Source organism: Parapedobacter pyrenivorans (genome assembly GCF_014636865.1).
Taxonomy (GTDB): domain Bacteria; phylum Bacteroidota; class Bacteroidia; order Sphingobacteriales; family Sphingobacteriaceae; genus Parapedobacter; species Parapedobacter pyrenivorans.
In genome coordinates, this window is sequence record NZ_BMER01000004.1 from 304,667 (window position 1) to 326,860 (window position 22,194).

Annotated in this window: 21 protein-coding genes; 8 read left to right on the forward strand and 13 right to left on the reverse strand. The window is 45.7% G+C overall.

What is annotated here, in order from left to right:
• Positions 1–49: 49 nt before the first annotated feature.
• The 7 genes from IEV98_RS18350 to lysA all read left to right on the forward strand — a co-directional run bounded on the left by IEV98_RS18350 (position 50) and on the right by lysA (position 9,781).
• Positions 50–2,182, forward strand: coding sequence for a cation:proton antiporter (locus tag IEV98_RS18350; protein ID WP_188507484.1), 2,133 nt, complete (start codon positions 50–52; stop codon positions 2,180–2,182).
• A 14-nt stretch (positions 2,183–2,196) separates the two neighbouring features.
• On the forward strand, positions 2,197–3,483 hold the full coding sequence (icd, locus tag IEV98_RS18355; RefSeq protein ID WP_188507485.1) for an NADP-dependent isocitrate dehydrogenase: 1,287 nt from the start codon (positions 2,197–2,199) through the stop codon (positions 3,481–3,483).
• Positions 3,484–3,516: 33 nt separating this feature from the next.
• A complete protein-coding gene (locus tag IEV98_RS18360) occupies positions 3,517–4,884 on the forward strand; it encodes a sigma-54-dependent transcriptional regulator (RefSeq protein WP_188507486.1) in 1,368 nt (455 codons plus the stop codon).
• Between the two features lie 251 nt (positions 4,885–5,135).
• Entirely contained in the window at positions 5,136–6,203 is a 1,068-nt protein-coding gene (serC, locus tag IEV98_RS18365; RefSeq protein ID WP_188507487.1) for a 3-phosphoserine/phosphohydroxythreonine transaminase, read from the forward strand.
• 9 nt (positions 6,204–6,212) lie between these two features.
• Entirely contained in the window at positions 6,213–7,160 is a 948-nt protein-coding gene (locus tag IEV98_RS18370) for a D-2-hydroxyacid dehydrogenase (protein WP_188507488.1), read from the forward strand.
• A 115-nt stretch (positions 7,161–7,275) separates the two neighbouring features.
• Complete coding sequence (locus tag IEV98_RS18375; protein ID WP_188507489.1) at positions 7,276–8,589, forward strand: aspartate kinase; 1,314 nt, start codon at positions 7,276–7,278, stop codon at positions 8,587–8,589.
• A gap of 22 nt (positions 8,590–8,611) precedes the next feature.
• Positions 8,612–9,781, forward strand: coding sequence for a diaminopimelate decarboxylase (lysA, locus tag IEV98_RS18380; protein ID WP_188507490.1), 1,170 nt, complete (start codon positions 8,612–8,614; stop codon positions 9,779–9,781).
• Positions 9,782–9,791: 10 nt separating this feature from the next.
• Here lysA and IEV98_RS18385 read toward each other — a convergent pair whose 3' ends face one another.
• From IEV98_RS18385 to rnhA, 5 genes are all read right to left on the reverse strand, one after another.
• Positions 9,792–10,412: a response regulator transcription factor gene (locus IEV98_RS18385; protein WP_188507491.1), complete on the reverse strand. Its 621-nt coding sequence runs from the start codon at positions 10,410–10,412 to the stop codon at positions 9,792–9,794.
• Between the two features lie 23 nt (positions 10,413–10,435).
• The gene (locus tag IEV98_RS18390; protein WP_188507492.1) at positions 10,436–11,197 is read right to left on the reverse strand and encodes a sensor histidine kinase; all 762 of its coding nucleotides are present in this window, start codon (positions 11,195–11,197) and stop codon (positions 10,436–10,438) included.
• A 30-nt stretch (positions 11,198–11,227) separates the two neighbouring features.
• Positions 11,228–11,665, reverse strand: a complete 438-nt coding sequence (locus IEV98_RS18395; RefSeq protein ID WP_229738837.1) for a hypothetical protein — start codon at positions 11,663–11,665, stop codon at positions 11,228–11,230.
• A 291-nt stretch (positions 11,666–11,956) separates the two neighbouring features.
• On the reverse strand, positions 11,957–12,460 hold the full coding sequence (locus IEV98_RS18400) for a hypothetical protein (RefSeq protein WP_188507494.1): 504 nt from the start codon (positions 12,458–12,460) through the stop codon (positions 11,957–11,959).
• Between the two features lie 95 nt (positions 12,461–12,555).
• Entirely contained in the window at positions 12,556–13,014 is a 459-nt protein-coding gene (rnhA, locus tag IEV98_RS18405) for a ribonuclease HI (protein ID WP_188507495.1), read from the reverse strand.
• Between the two features lie 100 nt (positions 13,015–13,114).
• Here rnhA and IEV98_RS18410 point away from each other — a divergent pair, with 100 nt between their 5' ends.
• Complete coding sequence (locus IEV98_RS18410; protein ID WP_188507496.1) at positions 13,115–13,804, forward strand: SIR2 family NAD-dependent protein deacylase; 690 nt, start codon at positions 13,115–13,117, stop codon at positions 13,802–13,804.
• A 36-nt stretch (positions 13,805–13,840) separates the two neighbouring features.
• On the opposite strand, the gene IEV98_RS18415 is transcribed toward IEV98_RS18410, so the two are convergent.
• The 8 genes from IEV98_RS18415 to IEV98_RS18450 all read right to left on the reverse strand — a co-directional run bounded on the left by IEV98_RS18415 (position 13,841) and on the right by IEV98_RS18450 (position 22,143).
• A complete protein-coding gene (locus IEV98_RS18415; protein ID WP_188507497.1) occupies positions 13,841–14,089 on the reverse strand; it encodes a hypothetical protein in 249 nt (82 codons plus the stop codon).
• A 22-nt stretch (positions 14,090–14,111) separates the two neighbouring features.
• Positions 14,112–15,443: an NADP-specific glutamate dehydrogenase gene (gdhA, locus tag IEV98_RS18420; RefSeq protein ID WP_188507498.1), complete on the reverse strand. Its 1,332-nt coding sequence runs from the start codon at positions 15,441–15,443 to the stop codon at positions 14,112–14,114.
• Between the two features lie 248 nt (positions 15,444–15,691).
• Positions 15,692–16,942 (reverse strand): sulfate adenylyltransferase subunit 1, encoded by a 1,251-nt coding sequence (locus IEV98_RS18425; RefSeq protein WP_188507499.1) that lies wholly within the window; start codon positions 16,940–16,942, stop codon positions 15,692–15,694.
• Between the two features lie 57 nt (positions 16,943–16,999).
• Positions 17,000–17,890 carry a sulfate adenylyltransferase subunit CysD gene (gene cysD / locus IEV98_RS18430; protein ID WP_188507500.1) on the reverse strand — a complete coding sequence of 297 codons (891 nt, stop codon included), beginning with the start codon at positions 17,888–17,890 and terminating at the stop codon, positions 17,000–17,002.
• A 48-nt stretch (positions 17,891–17,938) separates the two neighbouring features.
• Positions 17,939–18,640: a phosphoadenylyl-sulfate reductase gene (locus IEV98_RS18435; RefSeq protein ID WP_188507501.1), complete on the reverse strand. Its 702-nt coding sequence runs from the start codon at positions 18,638–18,640 to the stop codon at positions 17,939–17,941.
• Positions 18,637–19,236 carry a precorrin-2 dehydrogenase/sirohydrochlorin ferrochelatase family protein gene (locus IEV98_RS18440; RefSeq protein ID WP_188507502.1) on the reverse strand — a complete coding sequence of 200 codons (600 nt, stop codon included), beginning with the start codon at positions 19,234–19,236 and terminating at the stop codon, positions 18,637–18,639. The genes IEV98_RS18435 and IEV98_RS18440 overlap by 4 nt, the downstream gene beginning before the upstream one ends.
• Positions 19,233–19,991: a uroporphyrinogen-III C-methyltransferase gene (gene cobA / locus IEV98_RS18445; protein WP_188507503.1), complete on the reverse strand. Its 759-nt coding sequence runs from the start codon at positions 19,989–19,991 to the stop codon at positions 19,233–19,235. Before cobA ends, IEV98_RS18440 begins: the two co-directional genes overlap by 4 nt.
• A gap of 43 nt (positions 19,992–20,034) precedes the next feature.
• Positions 20,035–22,143 carry a ferredoxin-like domain-containing protein gene (locus IEV98_RS18450; protein WP_188507504.1) on the reverse strand — a complete coding sequence of 703 codons (2,109 nt, stop codon included), beginning with the start codon at positions 22,141–22,143 and terminating at the stop codon, positions 20,035–20,037.
• Positions 22,144–22,194: the final 51 nt, after the last annotated feature.

Sequence of the window (22,194 nt, forward strand, 5' to 3'; positions counted from 1 at the left end):
TTTGGGGCAGGTTTGACAAACCAACGAACGAATATTTTAAAATAAATCTATGGCCAAAAGTATTTTCGACCAGTTAAGCCATGCATTTGAAATACCGCTGAGCAATCCTGTGCTCATTTTCGCACTGATCCTGTTCATCATCCTTTTGTCGCCCATTTTACTACGCCGGATTAAAATCCCGGGCATTATCGGGCTTATCCTTTCAGGGGTTGCCATCGGTCCTCATGGATTGAACCTGCTCGAGAAAAGTTCGGCGGTTGATCTTTTTTCTACCATAGGGCTACTGTATATCATGTTTATTGCCGGTTTGGAGTTGGACATGAACGAATTTCGGAAAACCCGTCACAAAAGCCTCTTATTCGGTTTCTTGACCTTCGCTATTCCCATTGGCATCGGCTACCCCGTGTGTTATTACGTTTTAGGATACGATATGCTCGCGAGCATCATGATTTCGAGCATGTTTGCTACCCATACACTGGTAGCCTATCCGGTTGTAAACAGTTATGGTATTTCCAAGAATGAGGCGGTTGCCATTACTATTGGGGGGACTATCCTAACGGACACTGCAGTGCTGATTATACTCGCGGTCATTATTGGGGCCTCCCAAGGCCAGCTCGATCAACAGTTTTGGCTGACACTCGGTATTTCTTTTGCGATTTTTCTGCTGATTATGTTCGGTATCGTGCCGCGCGTGGCCAAATGGTTTTTTCAGAAGGTAGAAGGTGAAAAAACGGCACACTATATTTTTGTGCTTTCGGTCGTGTTTTTCGCTGCGTTTTTGGCGGAAATAGCCGGGCTGGAGCATATTATCGGTGCGTTCGTTGCAGGATTGGCGCTCAACAAACTAATTCCGCATTCTTCTGCATTGATGAACCGGATTGAGTTTATCGGCAACGCCATATTCATCCCTTTTTTCCTCATCAGCGTGGGTATGATCGTCGATGTAAGCGTGCTGCTCAATGGTCCGCTGGCACTGATTATTGCAGGCACGTTGACTGTTGTCGCTATTTTCAGCAAGTGGGTAGCGGCTTGGTTTACCCAATTGCTATTTGGCTATTCATCGTCGCAGCGACAAGTGATTTTTGGACTTAGTAGTGCACATGCCGCTGCTACGTTGGCAGTGATCATGGTGGGGTTCCGATATGAGATTATCGATGAAAATGTGCTCAATGGCACCATAGTACTTATTTTAGTCACCTGTATCGTAGCCACACTTGCTACAGAAGCTGCATCCAAAAAAGTCGTGCTAGCAGGTGATCAGGATGCAATGCCCAGCGAAAAGAACATCGCTCGGGAAGAACAGTTGGTACTACCGATTGCGAATCTGAACAACATGGAATCGTTACTGGATTTCGCAACGTTAATTAAAAGTAAGCATTCTCCCCATCCGATTACCGTACTGACAGTGGTACCCAATAATGAAATGGCTGAGCAAAACCTGCAACGCGCCAGAAAGAACCTTGATTCGACAGCGAAATACGCTTCAGGCAGTGAAACGGAGGTGAATATGATGGCAACGATCGACCATAATATCGCTAGCGGTATCAGCAGGGCCGCGCGCGAGGTGATGGCTGATGGGATTTTATTGGGCTGGCCGAGCCGCCCAGGCATCATTGAAAAGATGGTGGGGGAGAAAACGGAAAGCATCCTAAACCAAACGGATACGAATCTATTCATGTGTCACGTTGACAAGCCGCTGGTCTTACAGAAGCGCATTGTGGTATGCTGTCCGCCGCTGTCCGAATCAGAACTCGGTTTTGACTATTGCGTCGAAAAGATAATGCGTCTTTCACAGGAATTGACCATTCCTATTCAATTCGTTTGCGACGTGCGGACAAAGCAAGCTGTCTCCTTATATATCGAACGGAACAAAAACAGTACACGTGTGTTATTTACTGACCATAACGAGTGGGACGACTTGGCTACATTGAGAAGCGCTATAAAAGACAATGATCTCATCGTATTTATTTCTGCAAGGCAAGGGGAGGTGTCGTATCGCCATTCGTTTGACGGAATCGCAAAAAAGCTTGGAAAGGTATACGTTCAGCACAGCCGGATATTGATATTTCCAAGTCGGAGAGCTGGCTACTCGCTGGATGAATACGAAGACGTATCGGCCGCGCCGATCTTGCAACGTATCGGTAGGGGTATTGGAAATATGTTTACTAAGGATCGACGTTGATACCTCATTACAGAATGACAAGAATCACAAAAAAAGAAGACGGTACGCTGCTTGTACCACATCATGTGGACATCCCGTTTATTGTCGGTGACGGCATCGGTCCGGATATTTGGCGTGCCTCAGTGCGGGTATTTGATGCGGCTGTAGAAAAAGCGTATGATGGTAAACGTGGCGTGAATTGGAAAGAAATCCTAGCCGGCGAGAAGGCTTTCCAATTAACGGGCGAGTGGTTGCCAGAGGAAACGCTAAATACAATCCGTGGACATCTAGTTGGTATTAAAGGACCACTTACTACGCCCATTGGCGGAGGTATACGCTCGCTCAACGTGGCGATACGTAAGGCGCTCGACCTGTATGTTTGCCAACGGCCCACACGTTGGTTTGATGGCGTCCCCTCGCCTGTGAGACATCCCGAACATGTAGACATGATCATGTTCAGAGAGAACACCGAAGACATTTATACCGGTATCGAATTTCCCGCTCATTCCGTCGATGGGGCCCGCGTCAAGGACTTTCTTCAACATGAACTGGCTGTGGATTTCGATTTTACGGCAGATACGGCCATCGGCATAAAAACAGTTTCGGAACATGGGTCGAAGCGGTTGGTTAAGGCCGCCATCGAGCACGCCGTGCAGCATAAGCTCCCGTCGGTCACTTTGGTGCATAAGGGAAACATCATGAAATATACCGAAGGAGCGTTCAAAAATTGGGGATATGAGGTGGCGGAAACGGAATTTACAGACAGCACGTACACGTGGTTGCAATGGGAAAGGACGAAATCAACGGAAGGCGAGCAACGGGCCAACGATGAAATGCGTGCCGCTGAAGCCACAGGCATGGTGATCATCAAAGACGTCATTGCCGACAATTTCCTGCAGCAGATTTTATTGAATCCGAAAGATTACTCCGTTATTGCTACGTTGAATTTAAATGGAGATTACATCTCCGACGCTTTGGCCGCCATTGTCGGTGGAATTGGCATTGCACCGGGAGCCAATATCAATTACAATACCGGTCATGCCGTGTTTGAGGCTACCCATGGTACAGCACCGCGATTTGCGAATACCGACAGCATGAATCCTTCATCTGTGATCCTTAGCGGTGTGATGTTATTTGAATACATTGGTTGGAGGGAGGCCGCTTCGTTGATTGTTTCGGCATTACGGGAAACCATTTTGCAGAAAATGGTTACGATCGATTTCTTCAACCAGATGAAGGGAGCAAAATTGCTGAAAACAAGCGAATTTGCCACAGCCGTCATCGACAAAATAAAATCCGGTTTTGACCGTTCGATATACTAAAACAGGCATCCAATTTTATTAATCGCTTACTCCATGGCCAATATTCTTTTGGTAGAAGATGATACCACATTTGCCACAATACTTGAAAACTTCCTAAAAAAAAAGGGATTCGAGGTTGTGGTGAAATACAGCGTAAAAAGCGGCATCGAGGCGCTTAGAAACGATACATTCCATCTAATCTTATTGGATTATCGATTGGGAGATGGTATCGGCCTCGATGTGGTAGATGCGCTCCGTCGGCAGGGCAAGGTAATTCCCTCCATTATTATGACGAGTTTCAATGATGTCCGGACAGCGGTGAAAGCCATCCGACAAGGTGTATTTGACTACATCACCAAGCCGGTAAATCCCGACGAACTATTGATGGTGGTCAATGAAGCATTGGAAGGAAAATCTGCCGAACGCATTACCACTGTTTCACGCATTCGCGAAGATAACGCAGATGCCAAGGATTTGGATTTCGTCGAAGGGACGAGCACGGCGGCACGTAAGCTGCATGAGTACATTGCTTTAGTGGCTCCCACAGATATGTCCGTGCTTATCCGTGGCGAAAGTGGTACGGGAAAGGAATACGTGGCGCGTGCCATACACCAAATGAGTATGCGGGCTGATAAGCCCTTCGTTTCCATCGATTGTGGAACGTTGTCCAAGGAGTTGGCATCGAGTGAACTTTTTGGCCACATCAAAGGATCGTTTACGGGAGCGTTGAATGACAAGACAGGCCAGTTTGTTGAGGCCTCTGGTGGTACCCTGTTTTTGGATGAAATCGGCAATCTTTCTTACGATGTACAAGTGAAGCTCTTAAGGGCCTTACAGGAAAGAACGATACAGCCGGTTGGAGCAAACAAGACAATAAATGTCGATGTGCGGGTGATTGCCGCGACCAATGAGGATCTTTTGGGCTCGGGCAAGTTTAGGGAAGACCTCTATCACCGTATCAACGAGTTCGAAATTATCGTTCCGGCCCTTCGGGATCGGCGTGGTGATTTCCAGCAGTTCGTCGATTTTTTCGTAATGAAAGCAAATAACGAGCTGGGTAGGGAGGTGAATGAATTGGCCGACGAGGTGGATGAGATTTTCAATGCCTATGATTGGCCGGGCAATTTAAGAGAACTGAAAAATGTGATCAAGCGCATGGTGCTGCTGTCGCCCGGAAGCAGGGCCGAGGCATCGGCATTACCGCAAGAAATGGTATACGTCATCAAGAATCCCATCACGATAACGGACCAAGTGCCGTCGGCAGATAACCCCGACCTGCGCCTACACAGTGAGGCGCATGAGCGGAAGCTGATTTTGGATGTATTGCAAAAAGCGAAGTATAACAAAAGCAAAGCCGCACAGATGCTCAATATAGATCGCAAGACGTTGTACAACAAGATGGAAAAGTACGGCATAGAATGAAACTGTTTGACCTGCTTAACACATTCATTGGCGACAGCGCCACCTTACACCGACACCTACATCATAGGGCGGCCGAACTACTTGATGAAGGAGGGTAGCCGAAGCCTGGAAACTGCTATTACCGGCTTAACGAACAATAGATTTTTATTGAATTATTCGCAACAAATTATTAGAATTATTGAATGAATCTCAATGAATAATTGCTATTTTTGCGGCGAATTAAAAGGATACACCTTTCAGACAAAATAAATATGAAACATAATTTTGGAGCGGGGCCCTGCATATTACCTCAGGAGGTTTTCCAGGAAGCATCCCAAGCCGTATTGAATTTCAATGATACCGGATTGTCTATCCTGGAAATATCTCACCGAAGCAAAGAATTCGAGGCGGTGATGAACGAGACCGAGCGTTTGGTGCGTGACTTGCTTTCCGTACCCCAGGGTTATTCGATCCTGTTCCTGCAGGGAGGGGCGAGCACGCAGTTTGCCATGGTTCCGTTGAATCTATTACCGGAAGGTGGTAAGGCCGCCTATTTGGATACGGGAACCTGGGCTAGCAAGGCTATAAAAGAAGCAAAGAAATTGGGTGAAGTGACGGTCGTAGCATCCTCGGCTGATGCCAATTATTCATACATTCCGAAGGTCTATGAGGTTCCGACTGATGCCGCATACTTCCATTACACAACAAACAACACGATCTTTGGAACGGAAGTTTTTGATGTTCCCAAAACGTCCATTCCCTTGGTGTCCGACATGTCATCAGATATCCTGAGCCGCAAAATAAACGTTGCGGACTATGGGCTTATCTATGCGGGTGCACAAAAAAATATGGGCCCAGCAGGCGCAACCCTGGTCATTGTAAAAGACGAGCTGTTAGGAAAAACAGGTCGCACGCTGCCTACCATCTTTGATTACCAACCGCACATTGCAGCTGGGTCTATGTACAACACGCCTCCCGTGTTTTCGATTTATGTGTCGATGCTTAACCTCCGTTGGTTGAAAAGCAAGGGTGGGGTAGCGGTAATCGAACAGGAAAATATCATTAAGGCGCGCGCGCTTTACGACGAGATCGATCGAAACCCGCTATTCAAAGGCACGGCTGCGCCGGAAGATCGCTCACGCATGAATGTAACATTCGTGACAGAAGACAAAGCTCATGAAGCCGCGTTTTTAGAATTGGCAAAAGAACGTGGTCTTATAGGCTTAAAAGGACATCGTAGTGTTGGTGGATTTAGGGCATCGATTTACAATGCATTGAGCATTACCGGTGTAAATGCGCTTGTGGATACGATGCAGGAATTCAAAGAAAAAAACAAATAGACGTCAGACATGAAGATTTTAGCTAACGACGGAATAGACCCATTGGGTAAACAATTACTTGAAAGCGCCGGATTTACCGTCGATACCACTCATATATCACAAGATGAGCTTTCTGAAAAACTGCAGGCGTACGATGCAATCACAGTGCGTAGCGCCACCAAAGTCCGTAAAGAACTAATAGACCGTTGCCCCGGTTTGAAATTGATTGGTAGGGGCGGGGTAGGCATGGACAATATTGATGTGGAATATGCCCGCTCCAAAGGTATTGTCGTGGTCAATACGCCGGCGGCGTCTTCGTTGTCCGTGGCAGAACTTGTATTTGCTCATTTATTGGGCGGCGTCCGCTTTCTATACGATGCCCAACGCAAGATGCCCATCGAAGGTGACACGAATTTCGGCGGCTTAAAAAAGGCTTACGCCAACGGAATTGAATTACGGGGTAAGACACTCGGGATTGTGGGGATTGGGCGGATCGGACGTGAAACCGCAAAAGTAGGCTTGGGCTTAGGTATGGACGTTATTGTGAGTGATTTATTTGACGCTCCTACAAGCCTTCCCGTTGAACTTTCCGGCGGTATTACAGTCGATGTACCCATCCAGCAGGTGGAAATTACAGAATTATTGCAGCGTTCGGACTTCATTTCAATACACGTTCCATTTACAGATAAACCGATCATTGGAAAGGACGAATTTGCCTTATTAAAGACGGGGGTAGGTCTAGTAAACGCGTCACGTGGTGGTGTTATCGATGAGTTAGCACTTATCGACGCGCTTAATAGTGGCAAGGTGGCGTTCGCTGGCATTGACGTGTTCGAAAACGAACCCACTCCGCGTAAGGAACTACTTACCCATCCCAAGGTATCGCTCACACCGCATATCGGTGCAGCTACTGGTGAGGCGCAAGAACGTATTGGAGAGGAACTGGCCAGTTTGATCATCGAGCATCTAAAGAAATAAATTCAATACCTTAATTATGGCATGAAGGGCTATTTAGCTATCTTTGTGCCTTAATTTTTAAGTGATTATCCGACCAGATCGCGAGTTCGAATAGTCCTAATCCATAATACCATCGATGAAAGTATTAAAATTCGGGGGAACTTCCGTAGGAAGTGCAACACGCATCAAAGCACTGCTGGATATCATCCAGCCACAGGAACGCCAGATCGTCGTTTTATCTGCTGTAGCAGGTACAACCAATGCATTGGTGGAAATATCCCAAGCGTTCGGGTCTGGAGATAAAGATAAAGCAGCTGAGCTCATCGGTTTGCTTTATGACAAATATAATGTGTTCATCTCAGAACTGTTTGCTACGGATGAAGGGTATCAGAATGGTAGGGGTTTAATTGATTATCACTTCAATTTGATCGAGTCTTTTTCGAGTCATTTGTTTACACCCACTGAAGAAAAAATCATCTTGGCCCAAGGGGAATTGATTTCCACTACGCTCTTCCATTTCCACCTAACCGAGCTTGGTATACGTTCCAAGCTTTTGCCTGCGCTTGACTTCATGAAAATTGATGAAGATAACGAACCAAAAATAGATTTCATCCGCGAGCAATTGAATGAATTATTGCTTCAATCCAGTGATCATAACTTCTTCATTACCCAAGGATATATATGTCGAAATGCCTTCGGCGAAATCGACAACCTCCGTAGGGGTGGGAGCGACTATACCGCGTCGCTCATTGGCGCTGCCATCGGTGCTGACGAAGTTCAGATATGGACAGACATCGACGGGATGCACAATAACGATCCTCGTGTAGTAAAGGGTACTGCACCAATTGCTAATCTTAGTTTTGACGAGGCTGCGGAGCTGGCTTATTTCGGCGCCAAAATATTGCATCCGCAGAGTGTTTTTCCCGCGCAACGCTACAACGTACCGGTACGTATTCTCAATACCATGGAACCCAAGGCACATGGAACACTGATAAGCAAAGCAGGCGCTACCAAGGGAATTGTGCGCTCTATTGCGGCAAAAGACGGTATTACTGCCATACGTATCCATTCCTCGCGGATGCTGTTGGCATACGGTTTTTTACGGCGCGTGTTTGAGGTGTTCGAACGTTACAAAACACCGATAGATATGATTACAACCTCCGAGGTGGCCATATCATTGACGATAGATGAAACCAAATACCTTCCAGAAATTGAGAAGGAACTTTTAGATTTTGGATCGGTGGAGATAGACCGCGACCAAACCATCATATGTGTGGTGGGTGATTTCGGGCCGGATACGCATGGTTATGCTTCGCGCGTATTGGATGCTGTAAAGCACATTCCCGTGCGGATGATTTCCTATGGCGGAAGCAATTATAACATTTCCTTGTTGCTGCAAACGGAAAACAAGGTTGAGGCTTTGCGGTCCTTGCATAACAGACTTTTCTAAAAAAATAAGCGTGTGACCGATTATGTTTAACTCTGGACTCATTACCGCTCTTTCCAAGCACGAAACGCCGTTTTACTATTATGATCTCGACCTATTGGCGCAAACATTGGATGCTGCCAAACAAGCTTCGGCGGAATTGGGCTTTCATGTGCACTATGCCCTTAAGGCTAATTTCAACGAGCGCTTACTGAAACACGTATTGGAGGCTGGCTTCGGTGCGGATTGTGTGAGTGGAAATGAGGTAAAAAAGGCCATCGACATCGGATTCGATCCCACTAAAATTGTGTTTGCCGGTGTGGGTAAATCAGATAAGGAAATCACATTTGCACTGAGTCAGAATATCTTTGCTTTTAACGTCGAATCTATTCAGGAGCTGCACATTATTGACCAACTGGCAGCCAATCAGGGCAAAAAAGCGAGTGTAGCCCTTCGTATCAATCCAAACGTGGATGCCCAGACCCACCATTATATTACTACCGGTTTGGATGAAAATAAGTTTGGTATTGCACATTGGGAATTGGCGGATGCAATCGAAGCGCTGCGATCGTGTCCGCATATCGAGTTGATCGGAATCCATTTCCATATCGGTTCGCAAATAACCGATCTGAATGTATTCAAAAGCTTGTGTGTGAAAGTGAACGAACTAAATAACTGGTTTGACGAACGTGGTTTCCGTTTAAAAGTTCTCAATGTAGGGGGGGGGTTGGGAGTAGATTATCACGAGCCAGACGCGAGGCCCATCCCAGATTTCAAGTCATACTTCACGGTTTTTTCTGATTTTCTCGAACGCAAAGCCGGTCAGGAAGTCCATTTTGAGTTAGGCAGGGCATTAGTATCGCAATGCGGCAGTTTGGTCAGTCGTGTGCTATATGTTAAAAATGGCATCAAGAAAAATTTCCTTATCCTGGATGCCGGAATGACCGAGCTGATGCGCCCGGCACTATACCAAGCCTATCATCACATCCAGAAGCTTAGCCCGGTTCCTGCCGGAACGACAAAGGATCAGGTACACTACGATGTCGTTGGCCCTATATGCGAGAGCAGCGATTGTTTTGGAAAAGAGGTGCAACTTGCACCATCAGAACGTGGGGATCTTATTGCCATACGGACCGCGGGTGCTTACGGTGAGGTGATGGCATCTCACTACAACCTTCGCAATGAAATACGCTACGTATATAGCGACCAACTCTAGGGGTCCGATACTATATACTGATCAAAGCCAGCATTTCCGCAGTATTGCGAACACCTAATTTATGCAGGATGTTTTTGCGGTGTGTCATTATGGTATGTATAGATAAAAACAATATATCCGCTATTTCCTGATTGGTGTGGCCGTTACGTACCAATCCGATTATTTCCAGTTCGCGCCTTGAAAGTTTAAATTTTTTCAGGAACTTGTCTTCAAAAAGCACGTCGGATTGACCTGGTTTTAAGGTATGGTCGTAATCGTACCGGTTTTCGCCATCATATATGGCCTTGATCGTGTCTATGAGGTGTTGGGCGTCCGAGTCTTTATGCAAATAACCATTGATGGCCAATTCCCTGCATTTCGCGTAAATATTTTCATCTGCATACATGCTTAGCACCACGATTTTGCTAGGCGTTCGATTGTTTTTGAGAATGCGGATCGTATCAGGCCCATTCAATACCGGCATATTTAAGTCGATAAGGACTAAATCCACGATATGAGATCGTAGGTATTCGATAAGTTCCTTGCCGTTACCGCAGATTTTGACAACAGCCAACTCAGGATCCGACTGCAAAATAGAAGCGATACCTTCGGACATCAGTTTATGGTCATCGGCAATGGCAATAGTTATCATTGGTTATACACGAAAGAAAATGGTCAATCTTGTGGAATACGCAATTGTATGTGAGTCCCGCCACCATTAGAGGAAGAATCAATCTTAATATTGCCCCGAATAAGATTGACCCGATCGTAAATATTGATGAGCCCCGCTCCAGTGAAGGTGGAATCCGTCTCAAAACCTACGCCATCATCAGCGATTGACAGGATACAACCATCATTTTCCGCTACTAACTTAACAAATATATGTTTAGCTTCTGCATGTTTTAGGATATTATTGATGCATTCCTGGAAAATCCGGCTTATCATCAAGCGATTTTGAATGTTCGAGGGCTCACAGAAACCGGTGTTTTCAAAAGAAGTCTTTACAAGGCCAGCTTTATGCACCTTATTAAGCTCCTGTTCGATGAAATCACTAAGCGAGTACTGTTCCACGCGGTTGATATTGAGATCATGAGATAATAAACGAATATCAGTAATCGCTTGATCGATTAGCTGTTTGACATCCGTCTTCGGCTGTGTACCCGGACGGGAGAGGTAGAGTTTGATTAATGAAAGCACCTGACCAACATTGTCGTGGAGTTCTTGTCCGACGTATTTCAACGTTTCTTCACGTATCTCCACTTTAGCCTTTAATACCGCCTGTTCGTATTGAGCAATCAAACGCTGTTGCTCCCTGATTGTCTTTATTTTTCGTTTCTGATAAAATATCACCATAACGAACATAAATACACCAATCAATGCGAGTATTAAACTGCCAAAAAGGACAGCAATGACTACTTCGATGTTTGTCGTTCCCATTTGTTTCGAAATTCATACACGCCAGTAAGGCTACCTGATTTCGTCGGTTGGCTTATGCAGTAATATACCAGCAATATACATTGAATATAATATGAACGCAAATACACGCAACATCACGGTACCGAAATATTCGTTATTGACAACAAAATAGTTCCAAAAAATAATGGTGAGCGTACTACTGAGGTAAAAGAAGAATATTCCAGTTACAATCCAAAACGACGCGTTACGAACCGGATTGATATCGTATCCGCTATCAGACGTGACGATTTCATGAAAAAACAACAGGCTGTAAATAACCAATGAAATGGACATCGTTGTTCGGGGATAGGTCATCAAGAATGATATGTCCTGGACAAACAACAGATCAATAAGGAAAAAAAGCAGGTTTAATGCGGTGCCCACAATGATCACTTTTCGCTTGACCGGGTGCCTGACAATGCCGTGAAACAATACGCCAAAGCACAACATATTTATTGGGAGTGAGATGTTAAATATAAAATGATTGGACGCATGTTCGGTTAAAACAAACGAGTACAGGGATGCGATCAACTGATAAAGAAATTGAAATAGCAGAAAATAAGGAAATAATTTCAATACCGGTAATCTAAGGTTATTTCGATTATAAAAACCGATACCTGCACCTAGAAGGATTAGTCCCAATAAAATCACGGTAACGCTATTCATCGCGTACGAATGGAGGAGGTAATATTTTCGCCGGTAGCTAAATCCTTGCTAAATAAATGACGTGATAACCGATGATCATAAAAGTTGACCTTTGGAAGAGGGGGGAGGGCATAAGTCTAGTTCATCTGCCGGTAGGCCCGCCCACGACGGGGCAATGGGCAAGATAACAGGACCGATTTTTCCCTTACTCTTAACGATCGTTGTCTTCATGGGGATATTGAGACAATCCGTGCTGTTTTCCATGGTGGGATTCTCCGGATCATCCGATTTCGTGGCTACCATTATCGCGGTATGTGCCTTCTTATGATTAGGTTTCTTTAAGTCAAAACCCGGATAATCGTCCGCAATTGCGTAGTAGAATCGTATTCCATCAGCATTATTTAATTTCATCAGCTCAAGCAACGCTTCTTTGCTCACCCAAAATGAACGGGGCTCCTCCATCGGCTTACCTAATTCCTTACTTCTTTTCCTTGCCGCTGGTACTCGCCGCTGCGTGTCGTAAGCTTTGATCATTTGCTGGGCTAGTTCAATCGGGATTAAATTCAACTTACTTTTCCTTTCGTTGTTTGACTCTTTCATAATAAGGATATTTTTTTACAAAAAACTTAGTCCTAGAACATCACAAACCTCGAAAGAAGGAAGGCCAATAGCAATACACCAAAATGGGTATTTTCCTAGGAATTGCCCCCTTCGAAAACCGCATCAATTCCCCAATTGGCGGAGTCGAGCGACGCCTGTACCGCAAGGCGATCGCAGCGTTCGTTCTCGGGGTGGCCAGCGTGCCCTTTTACCCATATAAAACGTACATGATGCAGTTTATAAGTATGAAGAAATCGTAACCATAAATCCTTGTTCTTTTTACCCGCAAATCCCTTCCGTACCCAACCATGTACCCAACCCTTCTCTACAGCATCGATAACATATTTTGAGTCGGAGTAAACGGTTACATGCTGGTTCGGTTTCCTGAGCGCCTCTAAACCCTTTATAACGGCCATCAATTCCATTCGATTATTAGTGGTCTTCCGGAAGCCTTCGGCTATTTCTTTATAGTGTGAGCCGGCTCTCAAGATTGCCCCGTAGCCCCCCGGACCGGGGTTGCCACTTGAAGCCCCGTCAGTATACAATTCAATCATCGGCAACAAAGGTAAGCCATTCCGGGTTTATTCTTTAGCAAAAACGCTGGAAGATTGCTTATTTTGTTCCTGTGAAACCGCTAAATTTTATTGTTTACGAATGAAACATATCGTTGTATTTACCGGCGCCGGCATCTCAGCCGAGAGCGGTCTTAAGACATTCAGGGGAGAAGATGGGTTATGGGAAGGTTATCGAATCGAAGATGTGGCCACGCCGGAAGCATGGAGAGCGAATCCAGAAAGGGTACAGCATTTCTATAATCTGCGCCGAAAATCAGTGCTTGAGGCAGAACCCAATGCGGCGCACCTCGCATTGGTAGAACTCGAAAAACGATACCAAGTAACGATCATTACGCAAAACATTGATGATTTACATGAAAGGGCAGGATCGAGTAAAGTACTGCACCTGCATGGCCTTATTACAAAATCACAATCGAGCATCAATCCGAATTTAGTTTATCCCGTTGCGGGCAGCGAAATATCAATGGGTGAACTTTGTGAATTAGGAAGCCAATTGCGTCCGCATGTGGTTTGGTTCGGTGAACCCGTCCCCGCAATGACTGAAGCCACGCAGATCTGTCGCCAAGCATCCATCTTCATGGTTATAGGTACCTCGCTGCAGGTATATCCTGCAGCGGGCCTATTGGACGTGGTGCCATGCGATGCTCAACGGTACGTTGTCGATCCTCGTGCGTCAACGCTGTCGAAGCACCTGGATCTCATTTGTTTCGACGACCAAGCCAGTGTGGGCGTACCGAGCGTCGTAACCTATTTAATGAACAATATATAATATTGATTTAATATTGTTTACCTATTATAAATCAATTTAATATTCATGTCGGTTATAGGCGTTGATAAACGATTGTCTCATTTCTTGGAAACGAGCAGAAACGGACTGAGTAAACTCGGTATCAACTAGTTGAAACACCCCGTCGACCCCATTAGTCACATCGATTTCAGCAATTTTATAGACCTGTTCCAATGTCCCTTGCTCAAACTTGATAATGAATTTCTGATTCATCGCAAAGATGGTAATCTTAAAGTCCGGATGGGGCAGCTCCGCTATCGTTCTCATACGGGGGATATTTCACGTTTTTTTAGACAAATCCTTGTGCCTTCATTGCTGTGGCGACCTTCACAAAGCCACCAATGTTGGCACCTTTCAGGTAGTTGATTACGCCGTTTTTATCTTTACCATAATGCACACAAGTATCGTGAATTTCTTGCATGATTTTCTTGAGTTTACCATCTACCTTGTCAGCGGTCCACTGCTGACCAACCCGATTCTGAGACATCTCAAGTCCAGATACAGCCACTCCACCAGCATTGGCGGCTTTACCAGGAGCATAAAGTATCTTTGATTTCAGTATTGCTTTCACTGCAAGCTCAGTACACGGCATATTTGCACCCTCGGCTATGCAGATACAGCCATTTTTTAAAAGTTGCCGTACATCTTGCTCATCTAATTCGTTTTGAGTAGCGCAGGGGAGGGCGATATCACAAGCAAATTGCCAAGGCTTTTTCCCCTCATGATACTCGGCAGGGAAACGGGTCGTATATGCTTCAAGATTCCGTTTAAGGGTGTTTACATAATCCAGCTTCTCCTGCGAAAACCCATGTTCGTCGTAAATGGTACCGTTACTATTGGATATGGTAACTACCTTGGCGCCCAATGATATTGCTTTTAGAGCAGCATAATAAGCAACATTACCTGCTCCCGAAATCGCTACCGTTTTACCTTTCAGTGTGTTTTGAGTCTCATAAAACATGCGCTCAACAAAATAAAGCAGGCCGAATCCGGTTGCTTCCGGCCGAATAAAGCTGCCACCCCAAGCCGGTCCCTTGCCCGTCAATACCCCGGTAAAATTATTCCGAAGACGTTTGTATTGTCCAAATAGATAACCGATTTCACGTTCGCCAACACCAATATCGCCAGCTGGCACATCGGTATCAGCACCGATATGGCGAAAGAGCTCAGTCATAAAGCTTTGGCAAAAACGCATGATCTCGTTATCAGATTTGCCTTTCGGGTCGAAATCCGCGCCACCTTTGCCTGCGCCCAACGGTAATCCAGTGAGACTATTTTTGAACGTCTGCTCAAAGGCGAGGAATTTCAATACGCTCAGATCCACGGTCGGTGAAAACCGCAGACCGCCTTTATACGGACCCAGTGCACTATTCATCTGCACGCGATAGCCACGGTTGACCTGCACGTTATTATCATCATCCATCCAAACAACGCGGAATGAAATAACCCGTTCAGGTTCGGAAATACGTTCAAGGAGCTTGGCATCAATTAAGTCAACTGCGTTGGCCTCCATATATGGAATGATATCTTCTGTAACTTCCCTTACGGCCTGTAAGTATTCGGGTTGATTGGGGTTACGCACAGTAACATAATCAATGAACGATTCAAAATAGCTCGACATGCTTAGAATTTAATTTTTAATATAGTTTACGAAGGCGACAAATTTAGAAAATTTTAATTAAACTATAGTTTTTTTATGATATTTTAAGGATAAACTCCCAAATCGTTACAATAATAGCATCGATAGTTCGATGCGGTGGCAATGGTTTGTTATTGATAATTGACGTTATGTTAAATAAATAGATAAACCACTACACAGAGTGGTTCGTATATCACGTAAAATTGACAAGAATTTTTTGCGGAATGATACTATCCTGTCGATTTGGTTATCATTAACGCAGCAACCGTCAGGTTATTCCGTGGATCAATGATAATGGCGCCGCCATTTGCTTTATTGGATGTGTATTGATCGAACGCTAACGGCTCGGCAGACTTGAACTGGATTCTTCCGATATCATTTAAACCGAAATGCCCATTGGCCGACTTTTCAAGTGTTTCGATATCAACACGGTAAATGACTTCCTGTATTTTTACCTTGGCAGTCCTACCGTGTTGTTGGAGTAAATAGACCTGATTGAGATCAAGTGGTGTAGTATCCATCCAGCAAATTTCTGACTCAAAGCTTTGTGATACAATCGGTTGTTCGTTTTGTTTTACCAGCATATCACCTCTACTGATATCAATATCGTCCGCCAAATGGAGAATAACTGACGCGCCATTTTCAGCTGTATGAAGGGATTCTGAAGCCAGTTCGATATGACTTATTGTGCTACTAAACCCAGACGGAAGTACGGTTATTCGGTCGCCCACCGAAAATGTTCCACCGACTACGCGGCCTGCATATCCCCGATAATCGGGCAACTCATCCGTTTGGGGCCGGATCACCCACTGTACCGGAAAACGGGCCTGTTGGTTTTCATATTGGTGACTGACGTGTAATGTCTCGAGGAATGCCAATAACGGCTTTCCGCGATACCAGGGGATATTGGCAGATGGTGTGGCGATATTATCTCCCTTCAATGCGCTCACAGGGATATAATCTACCTGTTTGATATCTAGGTTTTCGGTAAGCCGCTCGTAGTCGGTCTTAATTTTTTCAAATACAGCCTCATCGTAGTCTACCATATCCATCTTATTGACACATACAAGGATGTTGGGAATGGCCAGCAGCGACACAAGGAATGAATGTCGCCGGGTTTGCTCAATAACTCCTTTGCGGGCATCGATTAAAATGATGGCTAGGTCTGCGTTCGATGCGCCGGTTACCATGTTACGCGTATACTGGATGTGTCCTGGCGCGTCTGCAATAATAAATTTACGGCTATCGGTTTGGAAATATTTGTAGGCCACGTCGATGGTAATCCCCTGCTCACGCTCTGCTTTTAATCCATCGGTTAATATCGCCAGATCCAACGTGCCGTCATTGTTTTTACGATTAGCCCGTTGTATAGCTTCGAGTTGGTCGTCCAATATAGAATCAGTGTCGTATAATAACCTTCCTATTAAGGTGCTTTTGCCGTCATCTACACTACCCGCTGTTATAAATTTTAATAGATCCATTTTGGATTTTAGATTATTGATAAAATGATTTGCCTTCAAATGGCATCATGAGAACCCTCAAAAATACCCGCCCTTTTTACGATCTTCCATCGCTGCTTCCGATACTTTATCATCCATCCTTGCACCGCGTTCACTGATTTTGGATAACCGGATTTCCTCGATGATATCATCAATATGATAAGCTTCGGATGGCACCGCTGCTGTACAGGTCATGTCCCCTACCGTACGGAATCGCACCTTCCTGTACTCAATCACGTCTTCGTGGTCGATGTTTAGGTATTCTGCGGCCGCCATCAATTGCCCATTACGGGTAATCACATCACGTTCATGCGAAAAATAAATGGAGGGCAGGTCGATATTTTCACGTCGGATATAGTTCCACACGTCCAATTCGGTCCAATTGCTAATGGGAAACACGCGGACATTCTCCCCCTTGTGAATACGCCCATTATAGATATTCCATAATTCGGGACGCTGACGTTTGGGATCCCATTGCCCAAATTCGTCGCGGACCGAAAAAATCCGCTCCTTAGCTCTCGCTTTCTCTTCATCCCGCCGTGCACCGCCTATACATGCATCAAATCCATGAGTTGATATTGTGTCTAATAGCGTAATGGTTTGCAGCGGGTTACGGCTTGCATTCTTACCGCTTTGTTCAACTGCTTTCCCGGCATCAATGCTATCCTGCACATACCCGACAATCAGTTTCTCCTTCAAATCAGCAATCAGTTCATCACGAAATGTGATGGTTTCCGGGAAATTGTGACCGGTATCGATATGCACCAGTGGAAAAGGAAACCTACCAGGTCTGAATGCCTTTTTGGCCAGATGCACCAACGTGATTGAATCCTTGCCTCCCGAAAACAGCAACGCAGGTTTTTCGAATTGCCCGGCCACTTCCCGCAGAATGTATATGGCCTCCGCCTCTAAATGGTCTAAATAATCCATGTTTATTGTTTGTATTCTTCTATTATTCTATCTTACCTATCCCATTATTTATGTGGCATGCAACCCGCATTCCTTCTTACTTTGATCTTCCCACCACCATCGGCCTGCCCTGAAATCCTCACCTTCTCCTACCGCTCGCGTACAGGGCGCACAGCCGATACTCGGGAATCCCTTATCATGCAGTGGATTATAAGGAATGTGGTTTGTTTTAGCATATTCCCACACTTCGTCAAGCGACCAATCGTATATTGGGTGGAACTTAATAAGCTGATGACCAGCATCCCACTCTACTTGCGACATATCCTGCCGGTCTCCCGACTGCTCTGCCCGTATACCGGTAATCCAGCATTCAACACCTTCCAATGCACGCTGCAGCGGCTCAATCTTGCGGATGCGGCAACACTCCTTTCTATTTTCGATCGACTCGTAGAAACTCGATGGCCCCTTTTCCCGGATCAATTGCTGTACGGCGTTTGTATCGGGAAAATAGGCTTCAATTTCCCTTTTGTAGGTTTCGAGTGTCCGGTTCCAAACATAATAGGTTTCGGGAAATAAACGTCCCGTTTCAAGCGTAAAAACCCGTATAGGCAGTTCATTGCTGAAAATGAAATGCGTGAGGATTTGGTCCTCTATGCCAAAACTAGTTGAAAAAACAATCCGTTCAGGAAAACGATCGGCCAGCAAAGCCAACGATTCCAGTACCGATTTCCCGCTCACCAGCGTGTTGATTTCTGTTGTCAATGTGTTCATCTTCCCTCTTTTGATGCAAGCAGCGAGGCCGTGTGTTTATTCAATTCCCTTACCTTATCAGTAAAGTCGCCTTTCAGCAAATCCCGCAATTTACTCATATAAGTCAACGTCTCGTCAATTTCTTCGGGCAATGCTTCGTTGAGCAGCTCCTTGATCCGCTTTGCAATGGTAGGTGATTTGCCATTCGTGGATATGCCTATTTTCAGATTTCCTTTCTTAACGACGGAACCTAAGTAAAAGTCACATAGCGTGGGCTTGTCTGCCACATTGATTAATAAGTGCCGTTTGCGGCCTTCTTCGCGAATATGTGCGTTTAAATCAGGGTTGTCCGCTGCTACCACTACCAGGTCCACCAAATCCAAATCCGTGTCCTGAAAACTACGTTCGTGCATAGTCACCCCTGGAAAATTGCCGGCAAAGTTACGCACTGCCGGACTTATTTCCTTAGCAACGATGCTAATCATCGACTTGGGACTATTGCCCAGTAGGGCGGTGAGTTTTTCCAATGCGACATTCCCTCCCCCTACAAGAAGCGTATGTAGTTGGTTCAACTGTAAAAAAACGGGAAATAGCTGATTATCATCAACCCGAATCATACGGCAATCGAGTTTGGCTGTTCCTGCGCAAAATGCTCATGTTTGGCCACCACTTCTCCAATAATAATCACTGCTGGTGCTCCGATTTGCTCCTCTTTGGCACGGGCCACAATACTATCCACTGTTCCCAATGCAATTTTTTCATCGGGCAGCGAGCCATTCTGTATAATCGCAATGGGGAGTTGGCCCCTACCCGCTTCTTGGTAAACCTGTACAATCTCGGCCAACTTATTCAACCCCATAAGTACGACAACGGTAGCCGCTGTTCTGGCAGCGGTATAAACATCTTTGGAAATCGAGCCGGCCGTTGTAGCACCGGTGATGACCCAAAAACTCTCGCTCAACCCTCTATAGGTCAATGGTATGCCCTGTAAACCTGCAAGGGAGATGGCGCTGGATATGCCGGGCACCACCGCTGTCGGAATATGGCGGCTTGCCGCATATTCAATTTCTTCTCCGCCTCTACCGAATACAAATGGATCGCCTCCCTTTAACCGGACGACATGCCCGTGTGATCGGGCGAAGGCGACCAACATCTGATTAATCTCCAATTGGCTATATGCATGATGGCTCGCCCGTTTACCTACGAATACGCGGACGGCCGTAGCGGGAACATATTCAAGCAATGCCTCGTTGACCAGCGCGTCATAAAGTACCACGTCAGCTGTCGACAATGCTTTCAACCCTTTGAGGCTGATTAAATCGGTATCCCCGGGCCCGGCCCCTACTAACGTTATTTTGGGATAAGCGTTCATTTTTTCTATAGTTCGTTATTAATATTTAGTTGAATTGAGCGAATTAACTATTTATTACAGTCGTAGCCGATCGCTTGGCAGCAATTACCTCATGAAAATCAATCGCCATTGCCAAGTATTGCCGTGCAAAGTCCTCAGACGGCTCGTTTTTATTGATTTCGAGGACCTGTCCGGCAAAGCCGCCCGGTATGATGTATTCACCCGATTCCACAAAGTTTGTATCAAAATCCTTAATGATAGCAATCTGTGTGCTGCTATGGATGCCCTTGTCAAGGAGCAATGCCTTTGCCGCACTGATATACATACTATAGGCATGATAGATGGCATCAGCGTATGAACCCGCACGGTAACTCTCATTTGCCCAGGCAAGCTTCTCTTCTGCTTCGAATAGCAGAACCGATACAAGGTCGATTACAACACCAGCACACTCTCCCACGCCGATCGCTTGTTGATAGGTTTCCTGATGGCCCCAATCGACAAATTCGTCATCAACTAGCGTAGCAAGGTCAGCCAACGGTTTCAGCATGCGATAAAAATAGTCTTTCGTCTGCCGCAGATAGTAGTCATGGAAAAGTTCCCCCGGAATAGTATTAGCAGCAAAATCGTCCAAGAGCAACCGTACTGCACTTACGACCCGTTTAGACGGAACTTTGATTACCCGTTCGGCTACCCGACCATCCCCGTCACCTAAAACACCGCCTCCAAGCATAATCTGGGCAGCCGGAACCACCTTACCAGCAGCTTTCAATGAGCTGCCATGTATGCCGATGTGAGCAATTCCGTGCTGTCCGCATGAATTCATGCAGCCGCTTATTTTTATTTTAAGTTCCCGGTCATAAACAAGTTCGTCATATTCGTCGTATATCAACGACTCAAGCACCCTTGCCATTTCAGTACTGTTGGAAATGCCGAGGTTGCAGGTATCTGTGCCCGGGCAGGTCGTCACATCAGCAACACTGTCAAACCCCGGTTTTGCAAAGCCGATTTTCGCCAACACATTGTATATATGTGGAAGTGATTCTTTCCTTGCAAATTTCAAAAGCAATCCTTGGTTTTGTGTTATCCGCACTTCATCGGCAACATGCCCACGGATACCTGCCAGCAATTCCCGCGCGCTTGCCGTTGGTAAATCTCCTGTTGGCACCTTGACGTACACCGCATAAAATCCTACCTGTTTTTGTGGCCATACATTCGTTTTTTCCCAGACTTCATAGGCTAAGTTATTGGAAGGCTGTTCTTCTTCGAAGGGAACTAATTCCGGTGGCGTTGGTAGAGGCACCGCATTCCGATCGATCGTGAATGTCTTTACTTTACTGGCAGTCTGCTCATCTTCGATCAGCTGCTTTACTTCCTCCAACCCCAATTTCTGAATCAGGTATTTGAAACGCGCCTTATTCCGATTGTTTCGTTCGCCATACCTGTCAAAGGTCCGGAGTACGGCTTCCGAATAAGGAATCAGTTGATCTTCTGGAAGAAATTCATTTACCACATGCCCAGCCATCGGTTGAGCTCCCAATCCGCCGCCCAGCACTACCCTGAATCCACGCTCTTCGATACCATTTACTATCCGGATCCTGGGAATAAATCCCAGGTCCTGCCCGAAGGCAAAGGCTGTATCGCGCGAGCTGGATGAAAAGCCGAATTTAAACTTCCTACCCAATTCTTGGCAAATCGGATTACGTAAGAAATAAGAAAATGTAGCATGTGCATATGGCGACACATCGAAGGGCTCTTCCGGGTCAATGCCCGCTTCGGGAGACGCCGTGACATTACGCACCGTATTGCCACAAGCTTCACGGATCGTCACATCGTCCTCGGCCAACTTTGCCCAAAGTTCGGGGGTTCGGTCCAAGCTCACGAAATGGATCTGTATGTCCTGACGGGTTGTGAAGTGCAGGTTACGGATGGCATATTCGTCGGAAATATCCGATATACGGAGCAGTTGCTTGAATGTGGCTTTACCAAATGGCAACTTAATGCGTACCATCTGGACACCGGGCTGGCGCTGACCATAAATACCGCGGGCTAAACGCAAGCTTTTGAATTTTTCTTCCGGGATAGAACCTTCACGGAAAGCCCTGATTTTGCGTTCAAGCTCGATAATCTCTTTTTCGACGACCGGATTTTCCAGTTCAGTCCTAAAGCTTTGCATGGATTGTTGTTTAGCTATTTACGTAATAAAAAAACCTCCCTATACTGTAAT

What these genes read in the sequence shown, in the direction of transcription:
- IEV98_RS18350 (WP_188507484.1), top strand. Translation starts at nt 50, where the DNA reads ATGGCCAAAAGTATTTTCGACCAGTTAAGCCATGCATTTGAAATACCG.
- icd (WP_188507485.1), top strand. Translation starts at nt 2,197, where the DNA reads ATGACAAGAATCACAAAAAAAGAAGACGGTACGCTGCTTGTACCACAT.
- IEV98_RS18360 (WP_188507486.1), top strand. Translation starts at nt 3,517, where the DNA reads ATGGCCAATATTCTTTTGGTAGAAGATGATACCACATTTGCCACAATA.
- serC (WP_188507487.1), top strand. Translation starts at nt 5,136, where the DNA reads ATGAAACATAATTTTGGAGCGGGGCCCTGCATATTACCTCAGGAGGTT.
- IEV98_RS18370 (WP_188507488.1), top strand. Translation starts at nt 6,213, where the DNA reads ATGAAGATTTTAGCTAACGACGGAATAGACCCATTGGGTAAACAATTA.
- IEV98_RS18375 (WP_188507489.1), top strand. Translation starts at nt 7,276, where the DNA reads ATGAAAGTATTAAAATTCGGGGGAACTTCCGTAGGAAGTGCAACACGC.
- lysA (WP_188507490.1), top strand. Translation starts at nt 8,612, where the DNA reads ATGTTTAACTCTGGACTCATTACCGCTCTTTCCAAGCACGAAACGCCG.
- IEV98_RS18385 (WP_188507491.1), bottom strand. Translation starts at nt 10,412, where the DNA reads ATGATAACTATTGCCATTGCCGATGACCATAAACTGATGTCCGAAGGT.
- IEV98_RS18390 (WP_188507492.1), bottom strand. Translation starts at nt 11,197, where the DNA reads ATGGGAACGACAAACATCGAAGTAGTCATTGCTGTCCTTTTTGGCAGT.
- IEV98_RS18395 (WP_229738837.1), bottom strand. Translation starts at nt 11,665, where the DNA reads ATGTTGTGCTTTGGCGTATTGTTTCACGGCATTGTCAGGCACCCGGTC.
- IEV98_RS18400 (WP_188507494.1), bottom strand. Translation starts at nt 12,460, where the DNA reads ATGAAAGAGTCAAACAACGAAAGGAAAAGTAAGTTGAATTTAATCCCG.
- rnhA (WP_188507495.1), bottom strand. Translation starts at nt 13,014, where the DNA reads ATGATTGAATTGTATACTGACGGGGCTTCAAGTGGCAACCCCGGTCCG.
- IEV98_RS18410 (WP_188507496.1), top strand. Translation starts at nt 13,115, where the DNA reads ATGAAACATATCGTTGTATTTACCGGCGCCGGCATCTCAGCCGAGAGC.
- IEV98_RS18415 (WP_188507497.1), bottom strand. Translation starts at nt 14,089, where the DNA reads ATGAGAACGATAGCGGAGCTGCCCCATCCGGACTTTAAGATTACCATC.
- gdhA (WP_188507498.1), bottom strand. Translation starts at nt 15,443, where the DNA reads ATGTCGAGCTATTTTGAATCGTTCATTGATTATGTTACTGTGCGTAAC.
- IEV98_RS18425 (WP_188507499.1), bottom strand. Translation starts at nt 16,942, where the DNA reads ATGGATCTATTAAAATTTATAACAGCGGGTAGTGTAGATGACGGCAAA.
- cysD (WP_188507500.1), bottom strand. Translation starts at nt 17,890, where the DNA reads ATGGATTATTTAGACCATTTAGAGGCGGAGGCCATATACATTCTGCGG.
- IEV98_RS18435 (WP_188507501.1), bottom strand. Translation starts at nt 18,640, where the DNA reads ATGAACACATTGACAACAGAAATCAACACGCTGGTGAGCGGGAAATCG.
- IEV98_RS18440 (WP_188507502.1), bottom strand. Translation starts at nt 19,236, where the DNA reads ATGATTCGGGTTGATGATAATCAGCTATTTCCCGTTTTTTTACAGTTG.
- cobA (WP_188507503.1), bottom strand. Translation starts at nt 19,991, where the DNA reads ATGAACGCTTATCCCAAAATAACGTTAGTAGGGGCCGGGCCCGGGGAT.
- IEV98_RS18450 (WP_188507504.1), bottom strand. Translation starts at nt 22,143, where the DNA reads ATGCAAAGCTTTAGGACTGAACTGGAAAATCCGGTCGTCGAAAAAGAG.